The organism is Candidatus Neomicrothrix sp., from assembly GCF_035329545.1.
Classification (GTDB): domain Bacteria; phylum Actinomycetota; class Acidimicrobiia; order Acidimicrobiales; family Microtrichaceae; genus Microthrix; species Microthrix subdominans.
The window spans coordinates 1-17,951 of sequence record NZ_DAOLGP010000045.1 but is presented as its reverse complement, the minus strand read 5'-3'; the positions used below and the strand labels follow the sequence as shown (position 1 = coordinate 17,951).

The 17,951-nt window shown below is 68.0% G+C and carries 18 protein-coding genes and 1 tRNA gene; 7 read left to right on the top strand and 12 right to left on the bottom strand.

All coding sequences use genetic code 11. The features are described 5' to 3' along the window. Positions 1–136: 136 nt before the first annotated feature. The 4 genes from PKD89_RS17610 to PKD89_RS17595 form a co-directional block, all read right to left on the bottom strand. A complete protein-coding gene (locus tag PKD89_RS17610; RefSeq protein WP_287379534.1) occupies positions 137–412 on the bottom strand; it encodes a hypothetical protein in 276 nt (91 codons plus the stop codon). A 55-nt stretch (positions 413–467) separates the two neighbouring features. After that, entirely contained in the window at positions 468–794 is a 327-nt protein-coding gene (locus PKD89_RS17605; protein WP_289010575.1) for a hypothetical protein, read from the bottom strand. Between the two features lie 62 nt (positions 795–856). Next, positions 857–2,002, bottom strand: coding sequence for a vWA domain-containing protein (locus tag PKD89_RS17600; RefSeq protein WP_324332665.1), 1,146 nt, complete (start codon positions 2,000–2,002; stop codon positions 857–859). Positions 2,003–2,009: 7 nt separating this feature from the next. Further along, positions 2,010–2,942, bottom strand: coding sequence for a MoxR family ATPase (locus PKD89_RS17595; RefSeq protein WP_287379537.1), 933 nt, complete (start codon positions 2,940–2,942; stop codon positions 2,010–2,012). Positions 2,943–3,132: 190 nt separating this feature from the next. Here PKD89_RS17595 and PKD89_RS17590 point away from each other — a divergent pair, with 190 nt between their 5' ends. Continuing rightward, positions 3,133–3,531: a nitroreductase/quinone reductase family protein gene (locus PKD89_RS17590; RefSeq protein ID WP_287379538.1), complete on the top strand. Its 399-nt coding sequence runs from the start codon at positions 3,133–3,135 to the stop codon at positions 3,529–3,531. Between the two features lie 103 nt (positions 3,532–3,634). Here the strand turns inward: PKD89_RS17590 and PKD89_RS17585 are convergent, their stop codons facing one another. The 3 genes from PKD89_RS17585 to PKD89_RS17575 all read right to left on the bottom strand — a co-directional run bounded on the left by PKD89_RS17585 (position 3,635) and on the right by PKD89_RS17575 (position 5,997). Beyond that, positions 3,635–4,054, bottom strand: coding sequence for an antibiotic biosynthesis monooxygenase family protein (locus PKD89_RS17585; protein ID WP_289010577.1), 420 nt, complete (start codon positions 4,052–4,054; stop codon positions 3,635–3,637). A 36-nt stretch (positions 4,055–4,090) separates the two neighbouring features. Beyond that, positions 4,091–5,083 carry a YihY/virulence factor BrkB family protein gene (locus PKD89_RS17580; RefSeq protein ID WP_289010578.1) on the bottom strand — a complete coding sequence of 331 codons (993 nt, stop codon included), beginning with the start codon at positions 5,081–5,083 and terminating at the stop codon, positions 4,091–4,093. A gap of 101 nt (positions 5,084–5,184) precedes the next feature. Continuing rightward, on the bottom strand, positions 5,185–5,997 hold the full coding sequence (locus tag PKD89_RS17575) for a ParA family protein (protein WP_287379541.1): 813 nt from the start codon (positions 5,995–5,997) through the stop codon (positions 5,185–5,187). Positions 5,998–6,069: 72 nt separating this feature from the next. Here PKD89_RS17575 and PKD89_RS17570 point away from each other — a divergent pair, with 72 nt between their 5' ends. Then, a complete protein-coding gene (locus PKD89_RS17570; protein ID WP_287379542.1) occupies positions 6,070–6,828 on the top strand; it encodes a dienelactone hydrolase family protein in 759 nt (252 codons plus the stop codon). Between the two features lie 60 nt (positions 6,829–6,888). On the opposite strand, the gene PKD89_RS17565 is transcribed toward PKD89_RS17570, so the two are convergent. Then, on the bottom strand, positions 6,889–7,749 hold the full coding sequence (locus tag PKD89_RS17565; protein ID WP_287379543.1) for a hypothetical protein: 861 nt from the start codon (positions 7,747–7,749) through the stop codon (positions 6,889–6,891). 198 nt (positions 7,750–7,947) lie between these two features. Between PKD89_RS17565 and PKD89_RS17560 the strand changes: the two genes are divergently transcribed. Further along, positions 7,948–8,703, top strand: a complete 756-nt coding sequence (locus PKD89_RS17560; RefSeq protein WP_287379544.1) for an SDR family NAD(P)-dependent oxidoreductase — start codon at positions 7,948–7,950, stop codon at positions 8,701–8,703. A 79-nt stretch (positions 8,704–8,782) separates the two neighbouring features. Then, the gene (locus tag PKD89_RS17555) at positions 8,783–10,396 is read left to right on the top strand and encodes an MFS transporter (protein WP_289010579.1); all 1,614 of its coding nucleotides are present in this window, start codon (positions 8,783–8,785) and stop codon (positions 10,394–10,396) included. 105 nt (positions 10,397–10,501) lie between these two features. Here PKD89_RS17555 and PKD89_RS17550 read toward each other — a convergent pair whose 3' ends face one another. Both PKD89_RS17550 and PKD89_RS17545 read right to left on the bottom strand, forming a co-directional pair. After that, on the bottom strand, positions 10,502–11,320 hold the full coding sequence (locus PKD89_RS17550) for a Fic family protein (RefSeq protein WP_289010580.1): 819 nt from the start codon (positions 11,318–11,320) through the stop codon (positions 10,502–10,504). A 437-nt stretch (positions 11,321–11,757) separates the two neighbouring features. Further along, complete coding sequence (locus tag PKD89_RS17545; protein WP_289010581.1) at positions 11,758–13,227, bottom strand: M20/M25/M40 family metallo-hydrolase; 1,470 nt, start codon at positions 13,225–13,227, stop codon at positions 11,758–11,760. A 32-nt stretch (positions 13,228–13,259) separates the two neighbouring features. Between PKD89_RS17545 and PKD89_RS17540 the strand changes: the two genes are divergently transcribed. The 3 genes from PKD89_RS17540 to PKD89_RS17530 all read left to right on the top strand — a co-directional run bounded on the left by PKD89_RS17540 (position 13,260) and on the right by PKD89_RS17530 (position 15,082). Beyond that, on the top strand, positions 13,260–14,006 hold the full coding sequence (locus PKD89_RS17540; protein WP_289010582.1) for an LLM class F420-dependent oxidoreductase: 747 nt from the start codon (positions 13,260–13,262) through the stop codon (positions 14,004–14,006). A 94-nt stretch (positions 14,007–14,100) separates the two neighbouring features. Continuing rightward, positions 14,101–15,015, top strand: a complete 915-nt coding sequence (locus PKD89_RS17535) for an enoyl-CoA hydratase-related protein (RefSeq protein WP_287379549.1) — start codon at positions 14,101–14,103, stop codon at positions 15,013–15,015. After that, positions 15,006–15,082: transfer RNA gene (locus tag PKD89_RS17530), tRNA-Thr, on the top strand. Before PKD89_RS17535 ends, PKD89_RS17530 begins: the two co-directional genes overlap by 10 nt. 1,036 nt (positions 15,083–16,118) lie before the next feature. Here the strand turns inward: PKD89_RS17530 and PKD89_RS17525 are convergent. After that, the gene (locus tag PKD89_RS17525) at positions 16,119–16,424 is read right to left on the bottom strand and encodes a hypothetical protein (protein ID WP_287390853.1); all 306 of its coding nucleotides are present in this window, start codon (positions 16,422–16,424) and stop codon (positions 16,119–16,121) included. 870 nt (positions 16,425–17,294) lie between these two features. Continuing rightward, positions 17,295–17,762: a pentapeptide repeat-containing protein gene (locus tag PKD89_RS17520; RefSeq protein WP_324332658.1), complete on the bottom strand. Its 468-nt coding sequence runs from the start codon at positions 17,760–17,762 to the stop codon at positions 17,295–17,297. Positions 17,763–17,951: the final 189 nt, after the last annotated feature.

The window sequence follows — 17,951 nt, the reverse complement described above, 5'->3', positions numbered from 1 at the left end:
CGGGTCCCCCCAAACGGACGACGCCCCGCCGACCGTACACGCGAGCGGCTGAGATTTCACCCGATCCGAAATGAAACCTCAGGCGTCGGCCCCCGGTGCTGGCGCTAAAAGCGCCCCATCCGGGTGAGCGCGTCGCTTAGCCCACGGCCCGGTACAGCAGCGCGGCAGCCCACAGCACGAGCGCTGCGATGCCGAGGAAGAAGCCGATGGTCCCGAAGTTCTGCTTCGGGTTCATCGGGTCGTTGCGTACCTTGTTGCCGTAGATGATCGCTGCGATTCCGGCGGGGCCGCAGCACAGCAGCCCGAAGATGCCGGTGGCCAGCGCGATGATCGCATCCTGTTCGGTGGAGGCGGCGAAGCCACCTGTGTTGGGAGGAGGGGCAAACCCTCCGGGGCCTCCGGGCATGCTCATGCGATTGCTTTCGATGGTTGGTGGGTGGACCGGCCGGTTTTGCGGCGGGCGTCAGTCAGTAGGTGCTTACGGAGAATCCACCGGAAACGAGCACGATGACCCAGACGACGATGCCCACGAGGGACAGCGCGACCGAGATCCAACCCATGATGAACCCGGCGGTGCCGAAACCCTGCTGAGGGTTGCTGGGATCGTGACGCACCCGGTTGCCGTAGATGATCGCCGGGATGGAGGCGACGAAGCCACAGCACACCAGGCTGAGGATGCCGGCGACCAGGGCGATGGTCGCGTCGTTGTTCGAGGTGGTGGACACCATGCCCTGTGGGGGAGGTTGGAACCCGCCGCCGGGAGGTGGGGGCTGGTAGCCGCCTGACATGCTCATGAAGGTCCCTCTCGCTGGGTGTGTCCCGAAGGGTGACACGGTGGAGATGTGCGCACAGGAACCTAGTAGACGCCGAACCGGCGTTGTCCCAACAGCTCGGCCAGGTTCTCCAACGAGCCAAACGAGTGTCCGTCGACGAATTCGTCGACGTGGGGCAGGGCTGTTGCCATACCCCGGGCGAGCGGTGCGTACCCGGGTGAGGCGCGCAGCGGGTTGACCCAGATGACGCGCCGTGCCAGCAGGGCGAGCCGGGCCATGGTGTCATCGAGCAGCGCCGCATCGCCCCGGTCCCACCCGTCGGAGAGGACCACCATCTCGGCGCCCCGGGCGATGCCGGGGGCGCCCCAGTCGGAGACGAACTGGGCCAGGGTGTCGCCCAGGCGGGTGCCGCCAGAGAAGTCCCGTGTGGCGTCGGTGGCCAATCCGAGCGCAGCGTCCGGGTTGGGTTCGGACAGCTCCCGGGTGAGTCGGGTCAGCCGGGTGCCGACGGCGAAGGCCTCCACCTTCACCCCGGTGCGCCCGCTGCCGGAGACCGCCGCATGGGCGAAGCGCAGCAGGCCTCGCGAATAGGGCTCCATCGACCCCGAGACGTCGATGAGCAACACCACCTTGCGCGGGCGTTGGCGGGGCCGGGAGCGGTGCCAGGCGAGCACATCGCCGTCGCTGGCCACCGTCGCTCGAAGGGTGCGCCGTAGGTCGATTCTGTCGCCGGAGCGTTGTGCCGGTCGACGCCGACGCGTGCGCCGCTCGACGGGTCGCAGCGCGATCAGGGAGATCAGCCGGTGCAGTTCGTCCAGCTCGGCCGGGCTGCATTGGGCCAGGTCGACGTGGCGCAACCGCTCGGCGGCGGAGAAGCGCAGTGCCTCGGAGGGATCGTCACCCGCCTCATCGTCGGCCGTCCCATTTCCCTCGTCCTGGTCGAACGCCAGCTCGACTTCGGGGGTTGCGTCGTCCCCGGCGGGTGGTGCCCCTGGGGTTCCGTCCCACCACTGAGCGAAGGCCTGGTCGAAGGCGGGCCTGTCGTCAGGGCTTCGCAGGAGGGTGGCGAGTCCGGCATCGTGGACGGTCGCTCGCCCGAGCGCGCCCACCTCGCCCAGCGCAGCGACGAACGTGATCAGCGCGTCGACCGGCACCGCAACCTCCCGGTCGCGCAGCAGGGTGGCCAACTCGCTCGCCCAAGCCTCGAAACTGGTGGGCTGCGCCGGCATGCCGGGCTCAGTCGTCTCGTGGTGAGGTGAGCAGGGCATCGGGGGGCAGCCCCTGCACCCGTTGGTGGTCCTCGTGATACTTCAGCACTGCCCCCAACGTTGCTCCGACCGTGGAGGTGTCGAGGCGTGTCGCGCCGAGGGCGACGAGGGCGGTGGCCCAGTCGATCGCCTCGGCGACGCCGGGCGGCTTGGTCAGGCGCAGGCTGCGCAGTGCGGCGGTGCCCTCGGCCACCTGACGGGCCAGGTGCTCGCCCACCCCCGGGACCCGGACCAGAAGGATTGCCACCTCACGCTCGACGTCGGGGTGGTCCAACCAGTGGTAGAGGCACCGCCGCTTGAGGGCGTCGTGGACGTCGCGTGTGCGGTTGGAGGTCACGATGACGATCGGGGGAACCTCGGCGCGGATCGTGCCCAGCTCGGGAATGGTCACCGCCCACTCGGACAGCACCTCCAACAGAAAGGCCTCGAACTCGTCGTCGGCCCTGTCGATCTCGTCGATCAGCAACACCGGCGGCACCGGGGCCGGTGTCAACGCGGCCAGCAGCGGGCGCCGGATGAGGTAGCGCTCGTCGTACAAGCCGGCCTCGAGAGCGGCCGCATCGCGGTGGTCGCCGGCGATTGCGCCGGCCGCTTCAGCCGCCCGCAACGCCAGCAGCTGGCGGGGGTGATCCCACTCGGCCAGCGCCTGGCTGGCGTCGATGCCCTCGTAACACTGCAGCCGGATCAGCTCCCCACCCCGGATCGCGATCAGCGCCTTGGCCACCTCGGTCTTGCCGGTACCGGGCTCGCCCTCGAGAAAGAGGGGCCGCTGCATCCGCAGGGCCAACAGAATGGCGGTGGCCAGCGTGTCGTCGGCCAGGTATCCGACATCCGCCAGCGCTTCGCGAACCTCGGCGGGATCGGCCGGCGACCACATGCTTGCAGCATGGCGTTCGGTCATGGGGCCTCCGTCGACTGGTCGGGCTCGCTGGCGGAGCCTCAGCCTACGAGCAGACCTCGGGCTCGTCAGTGAACGTGTCGCTTTGGCCTCGATGCGACAAACTGCGCTGGTGAGCCTCGCCAGCAAAGTGAAGTCATCAGTTGCCAAGCTAACGACCAGCAGGCGATTTCAGCCGATACTGCAGCGGACGATGCCGCCGGCCGACCGGTTCGTCAACAAGGTCACCAAAGGGCGGATTCGTCTGACCGATGCGGTGCTGCCCACCGTGGTGCTGCACCACACCGGACGAAAGAGCGGTGAGGCCCGGGCAACGCCGTTGGCGTACAGGTACGACGACGGGCGCTACCTCGTCATCGGCAGCAACTGGGGTGGTGTGAGCCATCCCGCTTGGGCGTTGAACGTCTCCGACGATCCCAACGTCGAGGTGGAGGTGAAGGGCCGCCGCTTCCCGGCGGTTGCGCATCGCTTGGAGGGCGAGGAGCGGGCGGACGCCTGGGGCAAGATGAGCGAGCTGTGGCCGTCCTTCGACACTTACAAGGACACAGCCCAGGATCGCGACATCAGGGTGTTTGCCCTCGTGCCCAAGTAGACCTCGTGCCCAAGTAGAAGGACGCTGTCGGCTCTGCGTCCGAAACCGATGACGATGCTGCCACCGGCCCGAATGGCCGATGGCGAGCGAGGTCGTCCGGGGCTCAGGAGCCCGAGGAACCGCCGGCGGGCTCGTAGCTCCACAGCTCGGCGCTCATCGCCACCGGGGCCGGGGTGTCGCCCTCGCCGGTCGGGCCGCCACCCGGGTGACCCCCCGTATGCCCGCCGGGAGCGCCGCCGGGGTGACCGCCGCCCTCCGGCTTGGCGCCCCCGCCGTCGGGCTTGGCGCCGCCCTGATGGCCGCTGCCGAATGCCGGGCTGTTCACCCAGGCCTCGAAGCTGGCTTCGTCGGCCCAGCGGGTGATGACCAGCCAGGTGGTGCGGTCGTCGGTGGGCTTCAGCAGCTCGAAGCCCTCGAAGCCGGCCTGTCCGTCGACGGCACCGGCGCGCGCGGCGAATCGCTGGGCCAGTGTGTCGCCGGAATCGGCGGGGACGGTGATGGCGTTGATCTTGATAACGGTCATGGGCCGAGTCTGGCAGTGCCGCTTCCTGCGCCCAACTCACACGTCGACGGTGTCACCTTTGGTGACGCGGGCGGTGATGCCCTCACCGGGATCGGGCAGGGGCTTCTGCCACGGCAGCTTGAGTGCCTTGCGGTCCTCGTCGACCAGGCCGCCGCGGTTGGTCCGCGGCTCCCCTGCATGGTCGGCTACTCGAGGCACGCAGATCAGCATGTCGATCGTGCCGCTGCGTCGCTCCTCGAGCACGACGTTGAGCACCGATGCGTACAGCACCACCTTCCCGAAGATCAGTAGCCAGGCGAAGATGCCGAACACGACGCCGATCGAGCCGTAGATGCCTTGGCTCTTGGCGATCACGCCGGGCAGCCAGTAGATGGCCAGCAGCTTCAGCACCTCGACACCTACTGCGGCGACGATCGCCCCCGGCAGTACCTGACGCACGGTCAGCTTGTATCGGCACAACAACCAGTACATCCACACGAACAACAGCACCGACACGGCGAACGGAACCACCTCGCCGACGATGGCGAGCCAACTGGGCAGCAGGCCGATCGCCCACGAGGCCACGCCGGTCCCGATGAACAACACGACGGCACCCAGCAGGAACAGCAAGCCGATCGCCTTATCCATGATGCCGCGCCCGGCCACCTGCCACGGCACGTTGGCGGCCACCTGCAGGGCGGTGGCCACCCCAAGCCCCGCCCAGACGCCGGTGATCAGGCCGACGATCCCCACTGCGCCGCGGTTCTCTTGGGCCGAGTTCACCGCGTTGGTGAAGATCTTCTGGGCCTCGCCGGTGAGGTTGAGGCTGTCGATCGTGTCCTTGACGAAGTTGGGATCACCGGCCGACACAAAGCCCAGCACCGACACCGCCACCAGGATGAGCGGGAAGATCGAGAGGAACAGCGACAGCGTCAGTGCGCTTGCGGCGTTCTGACCGCGGATGTCGCGAAAGCGCTCCTGCACGGCCAGCAGCAACCCGAGTACCCCGGGTTGTTGTCGGCTGGTCGGGTGGACGTCGGCGGCGGGCATGGGGACATGCTCGCCGACCGGGAGCGTCGGGCGCATGTTCGGTGTCGAAGGGCCCAGTTACCGGGTGAGCTCGTGCGTCGGCTTCCCGGCGAGCGGATGGCTCAGCCGAGGCGGCGCACCACCGTGGCGTACAACCGGTCGAAGCGGTCGACCAGGTCGCGGCCTCGCGCGCCGACATCATCGAGAGGTCGACGGCTTGACATCGCTTCGTTCATGATCACGCGCTGGGGCAGCTCGGGGGTGAGCATCGCCCGCTTGCCGGCGTCCTCGGTGATCGCTTCGCGCTGGCGGGCGGCCTCGGCCGACCGCGCTGGCACCCGGTTCAACAGCACCCCGATCAGCTCCAGGTCCGGGTTGGCGGCTTCGTTGACGGCGGTGATCGTCGTGCGCAGCTGGTTGAGGCCGCGTCGGCTGAGCGCTGAGGGTTCGGCGATGGCCAGCGCGCCGTGCACCGCGGCCAGAGCGGCGTTGGTGATGGCGCCCAAGGACGGTGCACAGTCGACGACGGTGAAGTCGTACTCGGTGGCCAGCTCGGCGATGATCGGTGCGAGGGACTTCACCCGACCGAGCGGGTCGCCGCCGTCCTCGCGCACCAGTGCGGCGCTGGCGGCGACGACGTCGACGCCTTCGCCCCAGCCCGAGGTGACCAATGCGTTGCGGGCGGTGGCGACCGACGGGTGTTCGAGGACATCGGCCGACGTCCAGTAGTCGTCGTCGGCGTCGACCCCCAGGCACCAGGTGGCCGAACCCTGTGGGTCGAGGTCGATGACCAACGCTTTTTTGCCGGCGCGGCGGGCGGCCATTGCCAGGCCGAGCACCACCGAGGTCTTACCCACGCCGCCCTTCTGGTTCACGACCGCCAACGAGTTGACGGGGCGTCCGGAGGGGGTTGTCTGCTCGCGTTTGGAAGCCACGAGGCGATGTTAGATCGGGTTTGCGGGGCGTCTCGACTCGGCACGGGTGCCTCCCGGTGCCATGGTGGAGCGATGGCCGACGACGCATCTTCGACGCCCGACGACCGACCCCTGGCCCCCGGCGGGAGCGACGCTGTTGGTGCGGGTGGTGAGGGGAGACCGGTCGTCGGCACCGCTGCCGGCACTGCCTACCTGGTTCATCCCGACGCCGGCCCCGGCCCCGGCGTCCTGGTCCTGTCGTCATGGCGGGGCCTGAACGCCTCGACCAAGGCGACGGCGGACGCCCTCGCCGACGCCGGGTTCACCGCCTTGGCCCCCGATCTGTTCGGGGCCGTGCCCGCTGACGACGCGGCGGGTCAACTGCTGCTGGCCGAACAGGACCCCAACGCCGCGGCCGCCATCGTGTTGTCCAGTGTGGTGGCGCTGAGGGCTCACAGCTCCAACCCGGACGCGCCGGTTGGCGTCGTTGGCTTCTCCTCCGGCGGGTCATGGGGATTGTGGGTGGCCACCCGCAACCCGGACTCGGTGGGGGCGGTGGTCACCTATTACGGCGAGCAGAAGATCGACTTTTCATCGCTGGCGGCGCCGGTGCTGGGGCACTTCGCCGAGTTCGACGACCTGTGCACCGTCGATGATCGGGTGGAGATGCAGGCCCACCTGCTGTTGTTGGAGAAGGCGGTCGACGTGCACGAGTACCCCGGCACCTGGCACTTCTTCGCTGAAGACGATGAGCCCTCGGAGGTTGCCGCTGAGGCAGCCGAGTTGGCCTGGGAGCGCACGGTGGAGTTTCTGCGGGCCCACGTCGGCGCAACAGCCGACGAGGTGGAGTAGCGGAGTCGCATCGGATGGGGCGGTGAAAAGGGGCGGAGTGAGGGCCGAGCGGGCCGTGGCCTACCAGAGTTGGTCGGCGTAGGTGTCGGTTCCGGTGATCGCCGGCGTGAACGGTGCGGCCAGGACCACGCGGCCGATGCCCGCAGATTCGAGGGCGTCGCTGAAGTTGATCAGGTGGCTCCAGGCGGCGTCGGCCGGCCGGTCGAGGAAGCACGTCAGCAGGCTGCGCTCCTGTCCGCCGGGCCCCGAACCCAGGTCCATCGGACCCTCCCGGTCGGGGATGATCGGCCGCCAGCTCAGCACCTGATCCACCGGCGAACCCTCGCCGAGCAGGGCGGAACGGCCGTCGCCGGCCAGCCAGGCGTCAAGGTCCTTGGTGCTCACTCCCTTCGCGCGGTCGAGGTGAATCGACGCCAGCCCGGCGTAGGGATGGTCGAGCGCCAGGTGGGCGGGGATCGGGTCGGCATCGCGGTGGTGTGCCCGCCGCATCGTGTAGAGGACGGTGTGCGCGTGGCGGCGCTCATCGAACCCGCGGTCGGCGGCGTACAGCTTGTGCACCTCCTCGGAGGCCCAGGCGAAGTGCTCGGCGACCGAGGCCGCATCGATGAAGTAGGTGGCCAGGTAGCTGCCGGCGTCGAGCGGCTCGGCCACCGGCGAGGGGCCGGCGGGCGTTACGGGGAAGCGCAAGTCCTTCAGGATGCGGGTGGCCACCCAGCGCTTCCCGGCCAGCGTCCCGGGTCCAACCATGACCCCGCCGTAGAAGTGGTCCCGCTCGTACCAACGGTTGTAGGCCGCCTCGTAACCGGGGTGGGGATCGACCAGCGTGAACAGCATCGCCCCGACCCTGACCGGGCCGGCGTCCGGGTCGTGTGCGGCCGCCTCGGTCCCTCTGCTGGTGCCATCGATGGTGGTGTCGGCCACGTCGTCCCCCCGGATCAGTTGGTGCTGGGAAGCGGTGTACGTCGCTGGGCTGCGGCGTTGGTCGCTGGGTTACGGTACCTGACGCCCCATCAGAAACGCAGTGCGTCACAACGCAGTGCCGGGGCGACCGGCGGAATGGTCCGCCCAGCGGCTCGGCCACGAGCCGCTCGTCAACAACACACAACTCGGGGAGGGCCGATGGGCCGCTTTGATCACAAAACCGCTCTGGTCACCGGTGCCGCATCGGGGATGGGTCGAGCGGCTGCGCTGGCCTTCGCTCGCGAGGGTGCCAACGTGTGCGCCGTCGATCTCGATGCCGACGGCCTGGCGTCGCTGGTCGCCGAGGCCGAGGGGCTCCCCGGCGAGTTGATGACCCACCAGACCACGATCGGCTCACGCGAGGCCGGCCACGGTGCGGTCGACGCCGCGGTCGAGCGCTTTGGCGGGCTCGATGTTTTGGCCAACGTGGCGGGCGTGCTGCGCTCGGATCGGGTGGCCGACGTGACCGAGGACGACTGGAACCTGATGTTCTCGGTCAACGTGTCCGGCATGTTCTGGCTGTGTCAGGCCGCGCTGGGGGCGTTCGGTGAGTCGGGCGGCGCCATCGTCAACGTTGCGTCCAACGCCGGCCTGATGGGTCAGGCGTATTTCTCCGGCTACTGCGCATCGAAGGGCGCTGTCGTCAACCTCACCCGGGCCCTGGCCATGGAGTTTGCCAAGGACAACGGCATCCGCATCAACTGCCTGGCGCCCGGCCAGACCTCCACACCGATGACCGGCACGATCCGCATTCCCGAGGACGCCGACATCGACCTGATGCGGCCCTACATGGGTTATCGGAAGGCTGCCCGACCCGAGGAGCAGGCAGCGGCCATTTTGTTCCTTGCGTCCGAGGATGCCTCGGCGTTCCACGGGGCGATCGTGTCCTCCGACGGAGCGCTCACCACCGGGTAACCCGCAGCGGTCACGCTTGCTGCTCTCGGAGAGCGGTGCTGTTGTGGCAGCCCTGCCACCTTGGTCGTATCGTGTGTCGATGCGATCGCTGACGGTCCAAGAGGCCCACGACAAACGTTGGTGGACCCTCGCCGTGCTGTGCTCGTCGCTGACGATCATCAGCATCGACAACACGATCCTCAACGTGGCGCTGCCCCACATCGTCGACAACCTGGGGGCGAGCGGCTCCGACCTCCAGTGGATCGTCGACTCCTACGTCGTCGTCTTCGCCGGCCTGCTGCTCACCAGCGGCTCGCTCGGCGATAAGTTCGGCCGCAAGCGCATGCTGACGTTCGGGTTGGCGTTGTTTGCGGCGACCAGCGCGTTCGCCGCCTTCAGCGGAACGCCGCTCGCCTTGATCGGCGCCCGAGGTTTGATGGGCATCGCCGGTGCGGCGATCTTCCCCTCCACCCTGTCGATCCTCACCAACACCTTCGAGGGCCCGGAGCGGGGTCGGGCGATCGGCATCTGGGCGGCGGTGTCCGGCCTGGGCATCGCCATCGGGCCGTTGCTCGGCGGGTTCCTGCTCGAGCACTTCTGGTGGGGGTCGGTCTTCCTGGTCAACGTGCCCATCGCCATCGCCGCCATCGTGGCCGGCCACTTCCTCGTGCCCGAGACCGTCGGCGAGCGCGACCGGCCGCTCGACCCGATGGGGTCGCTGCTGTCGATCGCCGGGCTCACCGGCGTGCTCTTCGCCATCATCGAGGCCCCGGTGAAGGGATGGGTGTCGCCGTCGGTCGTCGTCCCCGGCACCATCGGGCTGGCCATCCTGGCGGCGTTCGTCGTCTGGGAGCTGCGCAGCCCGCACCCGATGCTCGACGTCAGCTTCTTCTCCAACCCCCGCTTCTCGGCGGCGTCGGCCACGATCACGCTGGTGTTCTTCGCCCTGTTCGGATCGACGTTCCTGCTCACCCAGTACTTCCAGTTCGTCCTCGACTATTCACCGCTGAAGGCGGGTGTGCTCACCGCCCCGGTGGCACTCGGCATCATGACGGCCGGGCCGCTCGCCCCACGGCTGGTCGAACGCATCGGCACCAAGCTGGTGGTGATGGCCGGGTTGGGGGTCGTCGGGGTGGCGCTGCTCTGTTACGGCTCGGAGTTCCTGATGGAGTCGGTGCCGTTGGGCATGGGTGTCCGCCTGGTGTTCGGCTGGGGCATGGGCCTGGTGATGCCGCCCGCCACCGAGTCGATCATGGGGTCGCTGCCTAAGGCCCGAGCCGGCGTGGGATCGGCGGTCAACGACACGACCAGACAAACCGGTGGTGCGCTCGGCGTTGCCGTGATCGGGTCGATCTTCGCTGCGCAGTACCGCTCGAAGGTGGTGATCCCGGCGGGGCTGCCCGAGCAGGTACGCACCGGCATGGAGGAGTCGGTCGGCCGCGGGCTGCGCATCGCCCGGCGGATGAAGCTGCCCGCAGCCGACCTGGCGGCGGTGCACGACGCCGCCAGCGTGGCGTTCGTGTCGGGTATGCAGCTGGCGGTGGTGATCGCTGCGGTGATCGTCGCCCTCGCGGGCGTGGTGGCCTGGCGCTACCTGCCGGCGCGTGAGTCGGCCCCCGAGCCCATGGGCGGCCCCGGGCACGACCACGACCACGACGCAAGCCTGGACGGGCTGATCGAGGCCGAGGGCGTCACGCTCGCCGCCGGCGACTGAACCAGACCGGCACTTGGCAGCCGTTGTCAGCATGAAAAGTGCCCAAGATGGGTGCTTTGCTCGCCCACAACCGAGGTTCGTCCAGCGACATGGAGCCTTCGGTCGCTATCGGCGAGCGATTCGGTCGGAGAAGTTGTCCAACGCTCGCAGCACGTCCGGGGCCTGCCAACGCCGATTGCGCGCACCAGATCCAATCTGAGTCAGCACCTCGTTCTCGACCAGGACGCCGATGGCGTCCCCCGCCCGACGGTCGCTGATGCCCAACGACTCGGCGAGGTACGCCACGTCGATGACTGGCTGAGCGGTCACCACGTCGATCGCCCGGTGGGCGGCGGCGTCCGAGCGCACGTTGAGCGATTTCTGCCACCGGCGGCGAACCTCGTCGAGTTCGGTGGCCAGGCGACGACCATTGCGGACCGCTGCGAACGCAGCATCGGCAAAGCACTCGACGATTGCCGCCGGATCGCCGGCTCGGTAGGCGGTCAGGGCAGCAAAATACCGATCGATGTCGAGTAGCAGCCCGGCCGAGACGGGCACGGTCACGTCGCGGGTCAGCCCCTTGGCTTTGAGCATGCTGTGGACGATGGCGCGTCCGGTGCGTCCGTTGCCGTCGGGAAACGGATGGATGGTCTCGAACTGTGCGTGGGCGATGGCGGCCTGCTCGAGTACCGGCACGTCGTCCCGCGCCAGGTAGGCGACGAGGTCGTCCATCGCCGTAAGAACCCGGTCGTGATGCGGCGGGACGAACTCGGCGGTATGTGGGCCGTGGCTCCTTCCGCCGATCCAGACCTGCTGGGTGCGCCAGTGCCCGACGATGTCCGGCCGAGACTTCTGCATCAGGTGTCGATGCATCTCGATGATGGACGCGCCGTCCAATCTGTCGGCCAGGGCGATGGCGGCCTCCATCAGCCGGCTGTTGGCCACGATTTCGGACGCGTTGTGCCGAGAGGTGTCCCCCAGTTCCGCCGAAGCTATGGCCCGCGCCGATGCCGTGAGGTGCTCGATTTGGCTGGAAGACGCCGATTCAGACCGCAGGAGTATGCCTGGAAGCGGTGATATCCCTGCGGACATGTCGGCATCGAACCGAGCGATCTCGGCCGTAGCTTCGTCGGCAGCGGCTCGGATCTCCGAGCCCAGGTGTGCCCGAGCGGTTTCGATTGGCGGAACGATGGCGGCTTCGTAGAGCCCCGAGAACTTGGATTGGTGTCGACGGGGGACGTCATCGAGGTCACCAGCCCACGGAGTCGGCTCGTAGGAGACGCGCGGCCATGGCACTGAGTTGCCTCCATGGGTCGGCATTCACCCACCTTACCGACACTTAGAGGTCTAAGTGTCGGTAAGGCTGGATCTTGTCGTCGCTTTCAACCCATCGTGTCGGTAAGGCATGCGTGGGCGTGCAGCACGTCGGCGATGCACCCGGTCAGCCGCTCGGCGAAGGCGACGTCGAGAAACTCGTTGGGTCCGTGGGCGTTCGACCCCGGGCCGAGCACGCCGGTGACCACAAACTGGGCGTCGGGGAACTGCTCGCCCAGCATCGCCATAAACGGGATCGTGCCGCCCTCACCGATCCAGCGTGGCTCCTTGTCGAACCAGGCGGTGGACGCCTGTTCCAACGCGTCGGCCAGCCACGGCGCTGTCGGCGGGGCGTCCCAGCCTGTGGCACCCCAGCCGGGGGACACGCTCACCTCGGCACCGGCGGGCGGATGCTCGGTGAGCAGTTCGGTCAGCCGGGCCGTGATCTCATCCGGGTCGACGCCTGGCGGGATGCGGATCGACAGGCCCAGCGTGGTGGTCGGCCGGGCGACGTTGCCGGCGTCGGCCAGCGGCGGCAACCCGTCGGCACCGATCACTTCCAGCGCCGGCCCCCAGGTGCGGTTCAGCAGCTGTTCTGCCACGTCGTCGGTGGCTGGGTGGGTGCCGCCCGCCCACGGCAACGTCGGTGGTCGGCCCAGCGTTTCGGCCGACTGCGCCGCCTGAACCCGCCGCTCCTCGGGGATCTCGGGGAAGAGCTCGTCGATCAGCAGACGCCCGTCGCCCGATGCCTCGATCCGGTCGAGCAAAGCGCGGGCGATGCGGAAGCTGGAGGGCACGATGCCTCCGGCGGCGCCGGAGTGGACGCCTTCGGTCAGCACGTCCACCCGCAGGTCGACCGACACCAGGCCCCGCAGCGAGGTGGTCACCCACAGCCGTTCGTAGTCGCCGCAACCCGAGTCCAGGCACACGACCAACTCGGGGGAACCCAGCTCGTCGCCCAACGCCTCGAGGTGGGCGGGCAGGTCCGGGCTGCCCGACTCCTCCGAGCATTCGATCACCCCGACAATGCGGCCGTGCTCGCCGCCGGCCCGGTGCAGAGCGACGAGCGCAGTTCCCAACGCGTACACGGAGTAGCCGTCGTCGGCGCCGCCCCGGCCGTACAGCCGGTCGCCCTTGCGCACCGGCGTCCACGGGCCCAGGTCGTCGTCCCACCCGACCATCTCCGGCTGCTTGTCCAGGTGTCCGTAGGCCAGGACCGTGCCGTCGTTGGAGGCTCCGTCCGTCGCAGGCACGTCGACCAGCAGCAGCGGGGTCCGGCCGGGCAGGTCCCGGCGATGCACCGTCAGCCCGGGCAAGCCGAGCGACTCCAGCCAGTTGGACGCAGCGACCAGCACGGTGTCGATGTGGCCGGCGTCGGCCCAGTCGGGGTCGAAGGCGGGCGACAGAGCGGGCACGGCGATGTGGGCCTCGATCGCCGGGACCGCAGAGTCGTTCCACACCTGTGCGACCGTCGAGGTGAGCGCCGCCCGATCGGGCGAGGTTGGCGTCGAGCTCTTGGGCGTGGGGTGGGCGACCATTTCCCAAGTCTGACGTGTTCTACCGTGAAGTCATGAAGATCGGCGTGCAACTCCATCCCCAGGACACGAGCGTTGAAGAACTTCGATCGGCCTGGCGGGCGTCCGATGCCCTGGGCGTCGACAGCATCTGGTTGTGGGACCACTTCTACCCTCTCTACGGCGACCCCGACGCATCCCACTTCGAGGCCTACACGCTGCTGGCCGCCATGGCCGCCGACACCACGTCGGCCACCGTGGGGGCGCTGGTCACCTGCAACAGCTATCGCAACCCCAGCCTGCTGGCCGACATGGCCCGCACCATCGACCACATCGCCGATGGCCGGTTCGTGTTGGGCATCGGCTCGGGCTGGTTCGAGCGCGACTACGAGGAGTACGGGTTTCCGTTCGGCACCGCCCGCCAGCGCCTGGCCGACTTGGAGCGCGACCTTCCGATCATCAAGGACCGGTTGGCCCAGCTCACTCCCGGCCCGGTCGGGGACATGCCGATCCTCATCGGAGGCTCGGGGGAGAAGGTCACGCTGCGGCTGGTGGCCCAGCACGCCGACGCCTGGAACACCTTTGGACCGCCGGACAACTTCGCTGCCAAGAACCGCGTGCTCAACGAGTGGTGCGAGAGCGAGAGGCGCAACCCGGCCGACATCGAGCGCACGGTCGGCATCAGCGTCGACGAGGTTGATCAGCTGAACGCGTATGCCGAGGCGGGCGCCGACCACGTCATCTTCATGGTGGGCGCTCCGTTCGACCTCGACCCGGTCGCCCAAGCCCTCGACGCCCGGTGAGTGAGTCACGCTTCCAACACTCCTCACTTCAGCGAACTGGGGAGCCCGGAGGTATCCCAGACGGTCTCCTCCACTCCCCGGTTCGGGGGCCGTGATGAGCGATGCGGACGATGGCGCAGCAGCGCCGCCCACTGGCGAGCTCTCGCTGAAGGCCACGTCGTGGGAGATCGTCGGCCGGGTCGCCGTTATCCGGCTGGACCGCCCGCACCGCAACAATGCCTGGACCGGGCGGATGCACCACGAGTACCGGGCGCTGATCGACCGGGCCGAGACCGACCCGGATATCCGCTGCATCGTCGTAACAGGGGAGGGCCGGTCGTTCTGTGTGGGGGCCGACAGTGATGCGCTTGCCGGTCATGTCGATAGGGGTGGCTACGACCCGGGACTACCGGCCGAGTTGCCCACGCCCGGCTACGGCGTGCGCCCGGATTACGACGACGACTTCGTCTTCCACTACGGCCTGAGAACGCCGGTTATCGCCGCCATCAACGGGCCGTGCGCCGGCGTCGGGTTTGTCCTCGCCTGTTACGCCGACCTGCGCTTTGCCGCCAAGGGTGCCCGCATGGCCACCGCCAACGCCCGGCTCGGACTCCCGGCGGAGTTTGGCCTCAGCTGGGTGCTGCCTCGCCTGGTCGGCGTCACCCGCGCAGCCGAGCTGCTGATGACCGGTCGGAAGTTTCGGGCCGAGGAAGCCGAGCACTGGGGTTTGTTCAACGAGGTGATCGAGATTGATGACCTGATGCCCCACGTCATGGAGGTGGCCCGGGGCTTGGCCGAAGACGTGGGACCCGACGCGGTCGCCACCATCAAGTACCAGCTGTACCGGGATGCCGATCGCAGCGTCGGTCCGGCGGTGGCCGATGCCCAACGGTTCATGCGTGAGGCGATGGCCGGTCCCGAGTTCGCCGAGGGCGTTCGGGCCTTCCGGGATGGCGTCCCGCCCGACTTCCCGAATGCAGCCGTGGAGGCGGCCGCTCCGGGCTCTAACATGGGCGACACGCCCGGATAGCTCAGTTGGTCAGAGCAGCTGTCTTGTAAACAGCAGGTCGTCGGTTCGAATCCGACTTCGGGCTCCAAAACCCTTGCAATTGCAGCAATCTGAGCGTTTTGACATCGATTCGCAAAATGGCTCGGGCCACTTTAGGGCCACAAATCCTCCTGGTAGGGAGCGGTACAGGGTGGTAGGCGCTGTCGAAACGGGCCGAAGCGCCACTGTGTACCAGGCCCTACCACCTCCTACCACCAAAACCGACTGATTCTGCGGTATCTGATCAGGGGGTTGACCTACCTGGCGAACGATATTCAGTAAAGGTGGTTTGCAAGGTGGTTCTCTCAGCGGATCCGATCGATCCGGTGCGGCTCGTGTCCCGTCGCGGGTGTGACCAGACTGGGCGGGTGACGTCTTTGATCCGGCGTTTGGCAAACTCGACGTGAGGATGCCGGACGACGTCCGACGGGTTACCCGATGCGCTGTCTCGCGCCCGGAGCTGCCAGAACCAGCAGGTATGACCGCCGTCGTGGCTAGGGCTAACACCAGTGGGCCCGATGCTGACAGCGGGGGGGCCGCGACGGCCGGCTCCGAGACGGGCCAACGTCGAAGCGCTCACTGTCCGTTCGACCGGTGGGGTGGGCGTCGGTCGGCACCGGGGCCTGGATCTCGGTAAGAAACGTTACCGAGAGTCAGGACCGGTTCGCTGGTCCAGCGTATGGAGCTCGAGCTTGGACACAGCCGGACACATCGCACCGGATGCCGCCGTGCACGAATCACTGGGCGTGTCGGTGCCACCCTGAAACTCGCCGGGCTGCTATTGCAGCGTCCCAACTCCGTTCACCCCAACCCGCACAAGCAGCGGGTCCTCGATTCGATTGAAGCGAAGCAGCGCTATCCGGCTTGTTTGTTCAGCTCATGCTCGACTGCACGACGGATCCAGCTCGATACGGACCTGTCGTCTGCGTCGGCGCGGCGACGGACCTCGTCCAAGGTCGCGGGTGGAAACCGGACCGGTACCGGCTCGGTCATCCTTGAGCGGCGCCGCGGCGGCCCCTGCGGGACCTGGTTTTCTGGGAGAGCGTAGAACTCGTATTCCTCGTCAGGGTTCATCTTCTTTGTGGTCATCGGTCCTCCCGGTACCTGTTGGCCAAGCCGGCCGTTGCCTCGTAACAGCCGATCGGACGGCATCGGCGCGGATCTCCCGAGTTCGATGGGGCCAGCGGAACCACCAGGATTCGCTGGCCGACGTCGGCGACCATCAGCCAGTGCGCCGGAGGAGTGGCCGGGTAGAACAGGGGATCTGAATTCCAGACGTCGTAGACATCGTCAACTCCCAAGGCAGGGTGTTTGAACAGGTGGGCGATCTGTTCGGCGATCTCGAAAGGCTCGACTTCGTCAAGCAGATCCAGATCGAGCGACTCGGACACGACCCAAGTGTAATACAACCGACTACAGAAAGTCGCTGGGCTGGGTTCGGCCGCTCGATCGCAACCCGGTCGGATCCAGGGGCTGTGGCGCAGCCAGCCGGGCGAGGCTGGGGCGTGCAGGAAAGCGGGCCACTTTGGGGGCCACAAACCCTCCTGGTAGGGAGTGGTATTGAGTGGTAGGCGCTGTCGAAACGTGCCGAAGCGCCGCTGTGTGCGAACCCCTACCACCTCCTACTACCAAAACCGACTGTTTCCGGGGTGCCTGGTCGCCAGCCAGATATACCGGAACGAACAATATTCAGCCGTACCGGCTCTGTGGGGTTGGTACTCGCAGTTGATTGATCGTTCCACTGCGTTGAACTCAGGGTGGCGAGGCGGCGCCCCACGGCCGATGGTGCGGTCGGGGCGGGGGGGGGGGGGGGGGGGGGGGGGGCGGGGGGGGGCGGGGGGGGGCGGTCGGTCGGGTGCCTCCATCCACTCGGGGCAGGCGGCCGCGATCGTGCCCGCTTCGCCGTTGGTGCGGCTCAGGAACCCGGCGAGGGGGTCGGCGGGCGTCTCGGGTGGGCGGGCGTTTGCGGTGGTGGTCACCAGCTCGAGCCACCGGCGAGCGCGTCGAGGCCCGCCCGGTATGCGGTGACGGTGGGGGCGGCCTTGCCGAATAGTCACTCAGCGACCAGCGCGTCTTGGCCTTCGGTGATTCGGGAGGGCGCTTGTCGAGGTCGGAGCAGGCGCCGGGGTTGGAGCGGGGGTGTGTTGTCGACCAGTTTGGCCGGGTGAACGGTGGCGGGTGTCAGGCCGGTTCCCATGTCCACCGTGGTACTCGGCATAGCGCATTATCGCGCCGGACCCTACCTTCGCCCGCCCGGCTGTTCAGCCGTCCTTCTGGGGGGCCCAAGCGTTTTCGGGTGGCTCGAAATACTCCGGCCATGTCGGCGGGAGGGTGGGCTCCCACTTCGCCTCGGACATGTGGTCTGCCGTGATAAGGACCGTCCCGGTCAGGTCCGTCAAGGTCAGGTTTGCGTCGGTCAGGTTTGCGTCGACCATATCCGCATCGGTCAGGTTTGACCGATCCAATTTCGCTCCGGTCAGGTTCGCCTCGGACAGGTTCGTCCCGGTCAGGTTCGCCCAGCCCAGGTCGGCTCCGGTCAAATCTGCCTGGCCCAGGTTCGCCCCGGACAGGTCCGCACCGAACAGCACCGCCCCGGTCAGGTTCGCGTTGAGCAGGTCCGCCCCGGTCAGGTCCGCCTCGGCCAGGTTCGCGCCGATCAAGCTTCGACCACCGAATGAAAGATGAGAGAGGTCCTCCCCCGGCATCCCGATGCCGTCGAGTTTCGCCACGTACAACGTCTGTTGTAACGCCCGTTTGTCGGCTCGTTCCGCCCGTTGGTCCTCCAGCTGTTCGGCATGCTCTACCCGTTGGTCCTCCAGCTGCTCGGCATGGTCTGTCCGCTGGGCTTCCCGCCATTCGCTTAAGAGGCCGCGCGGTTAGAAAAAGGGAACACCCGTTCGTCTTGAACGGGTGTTGAT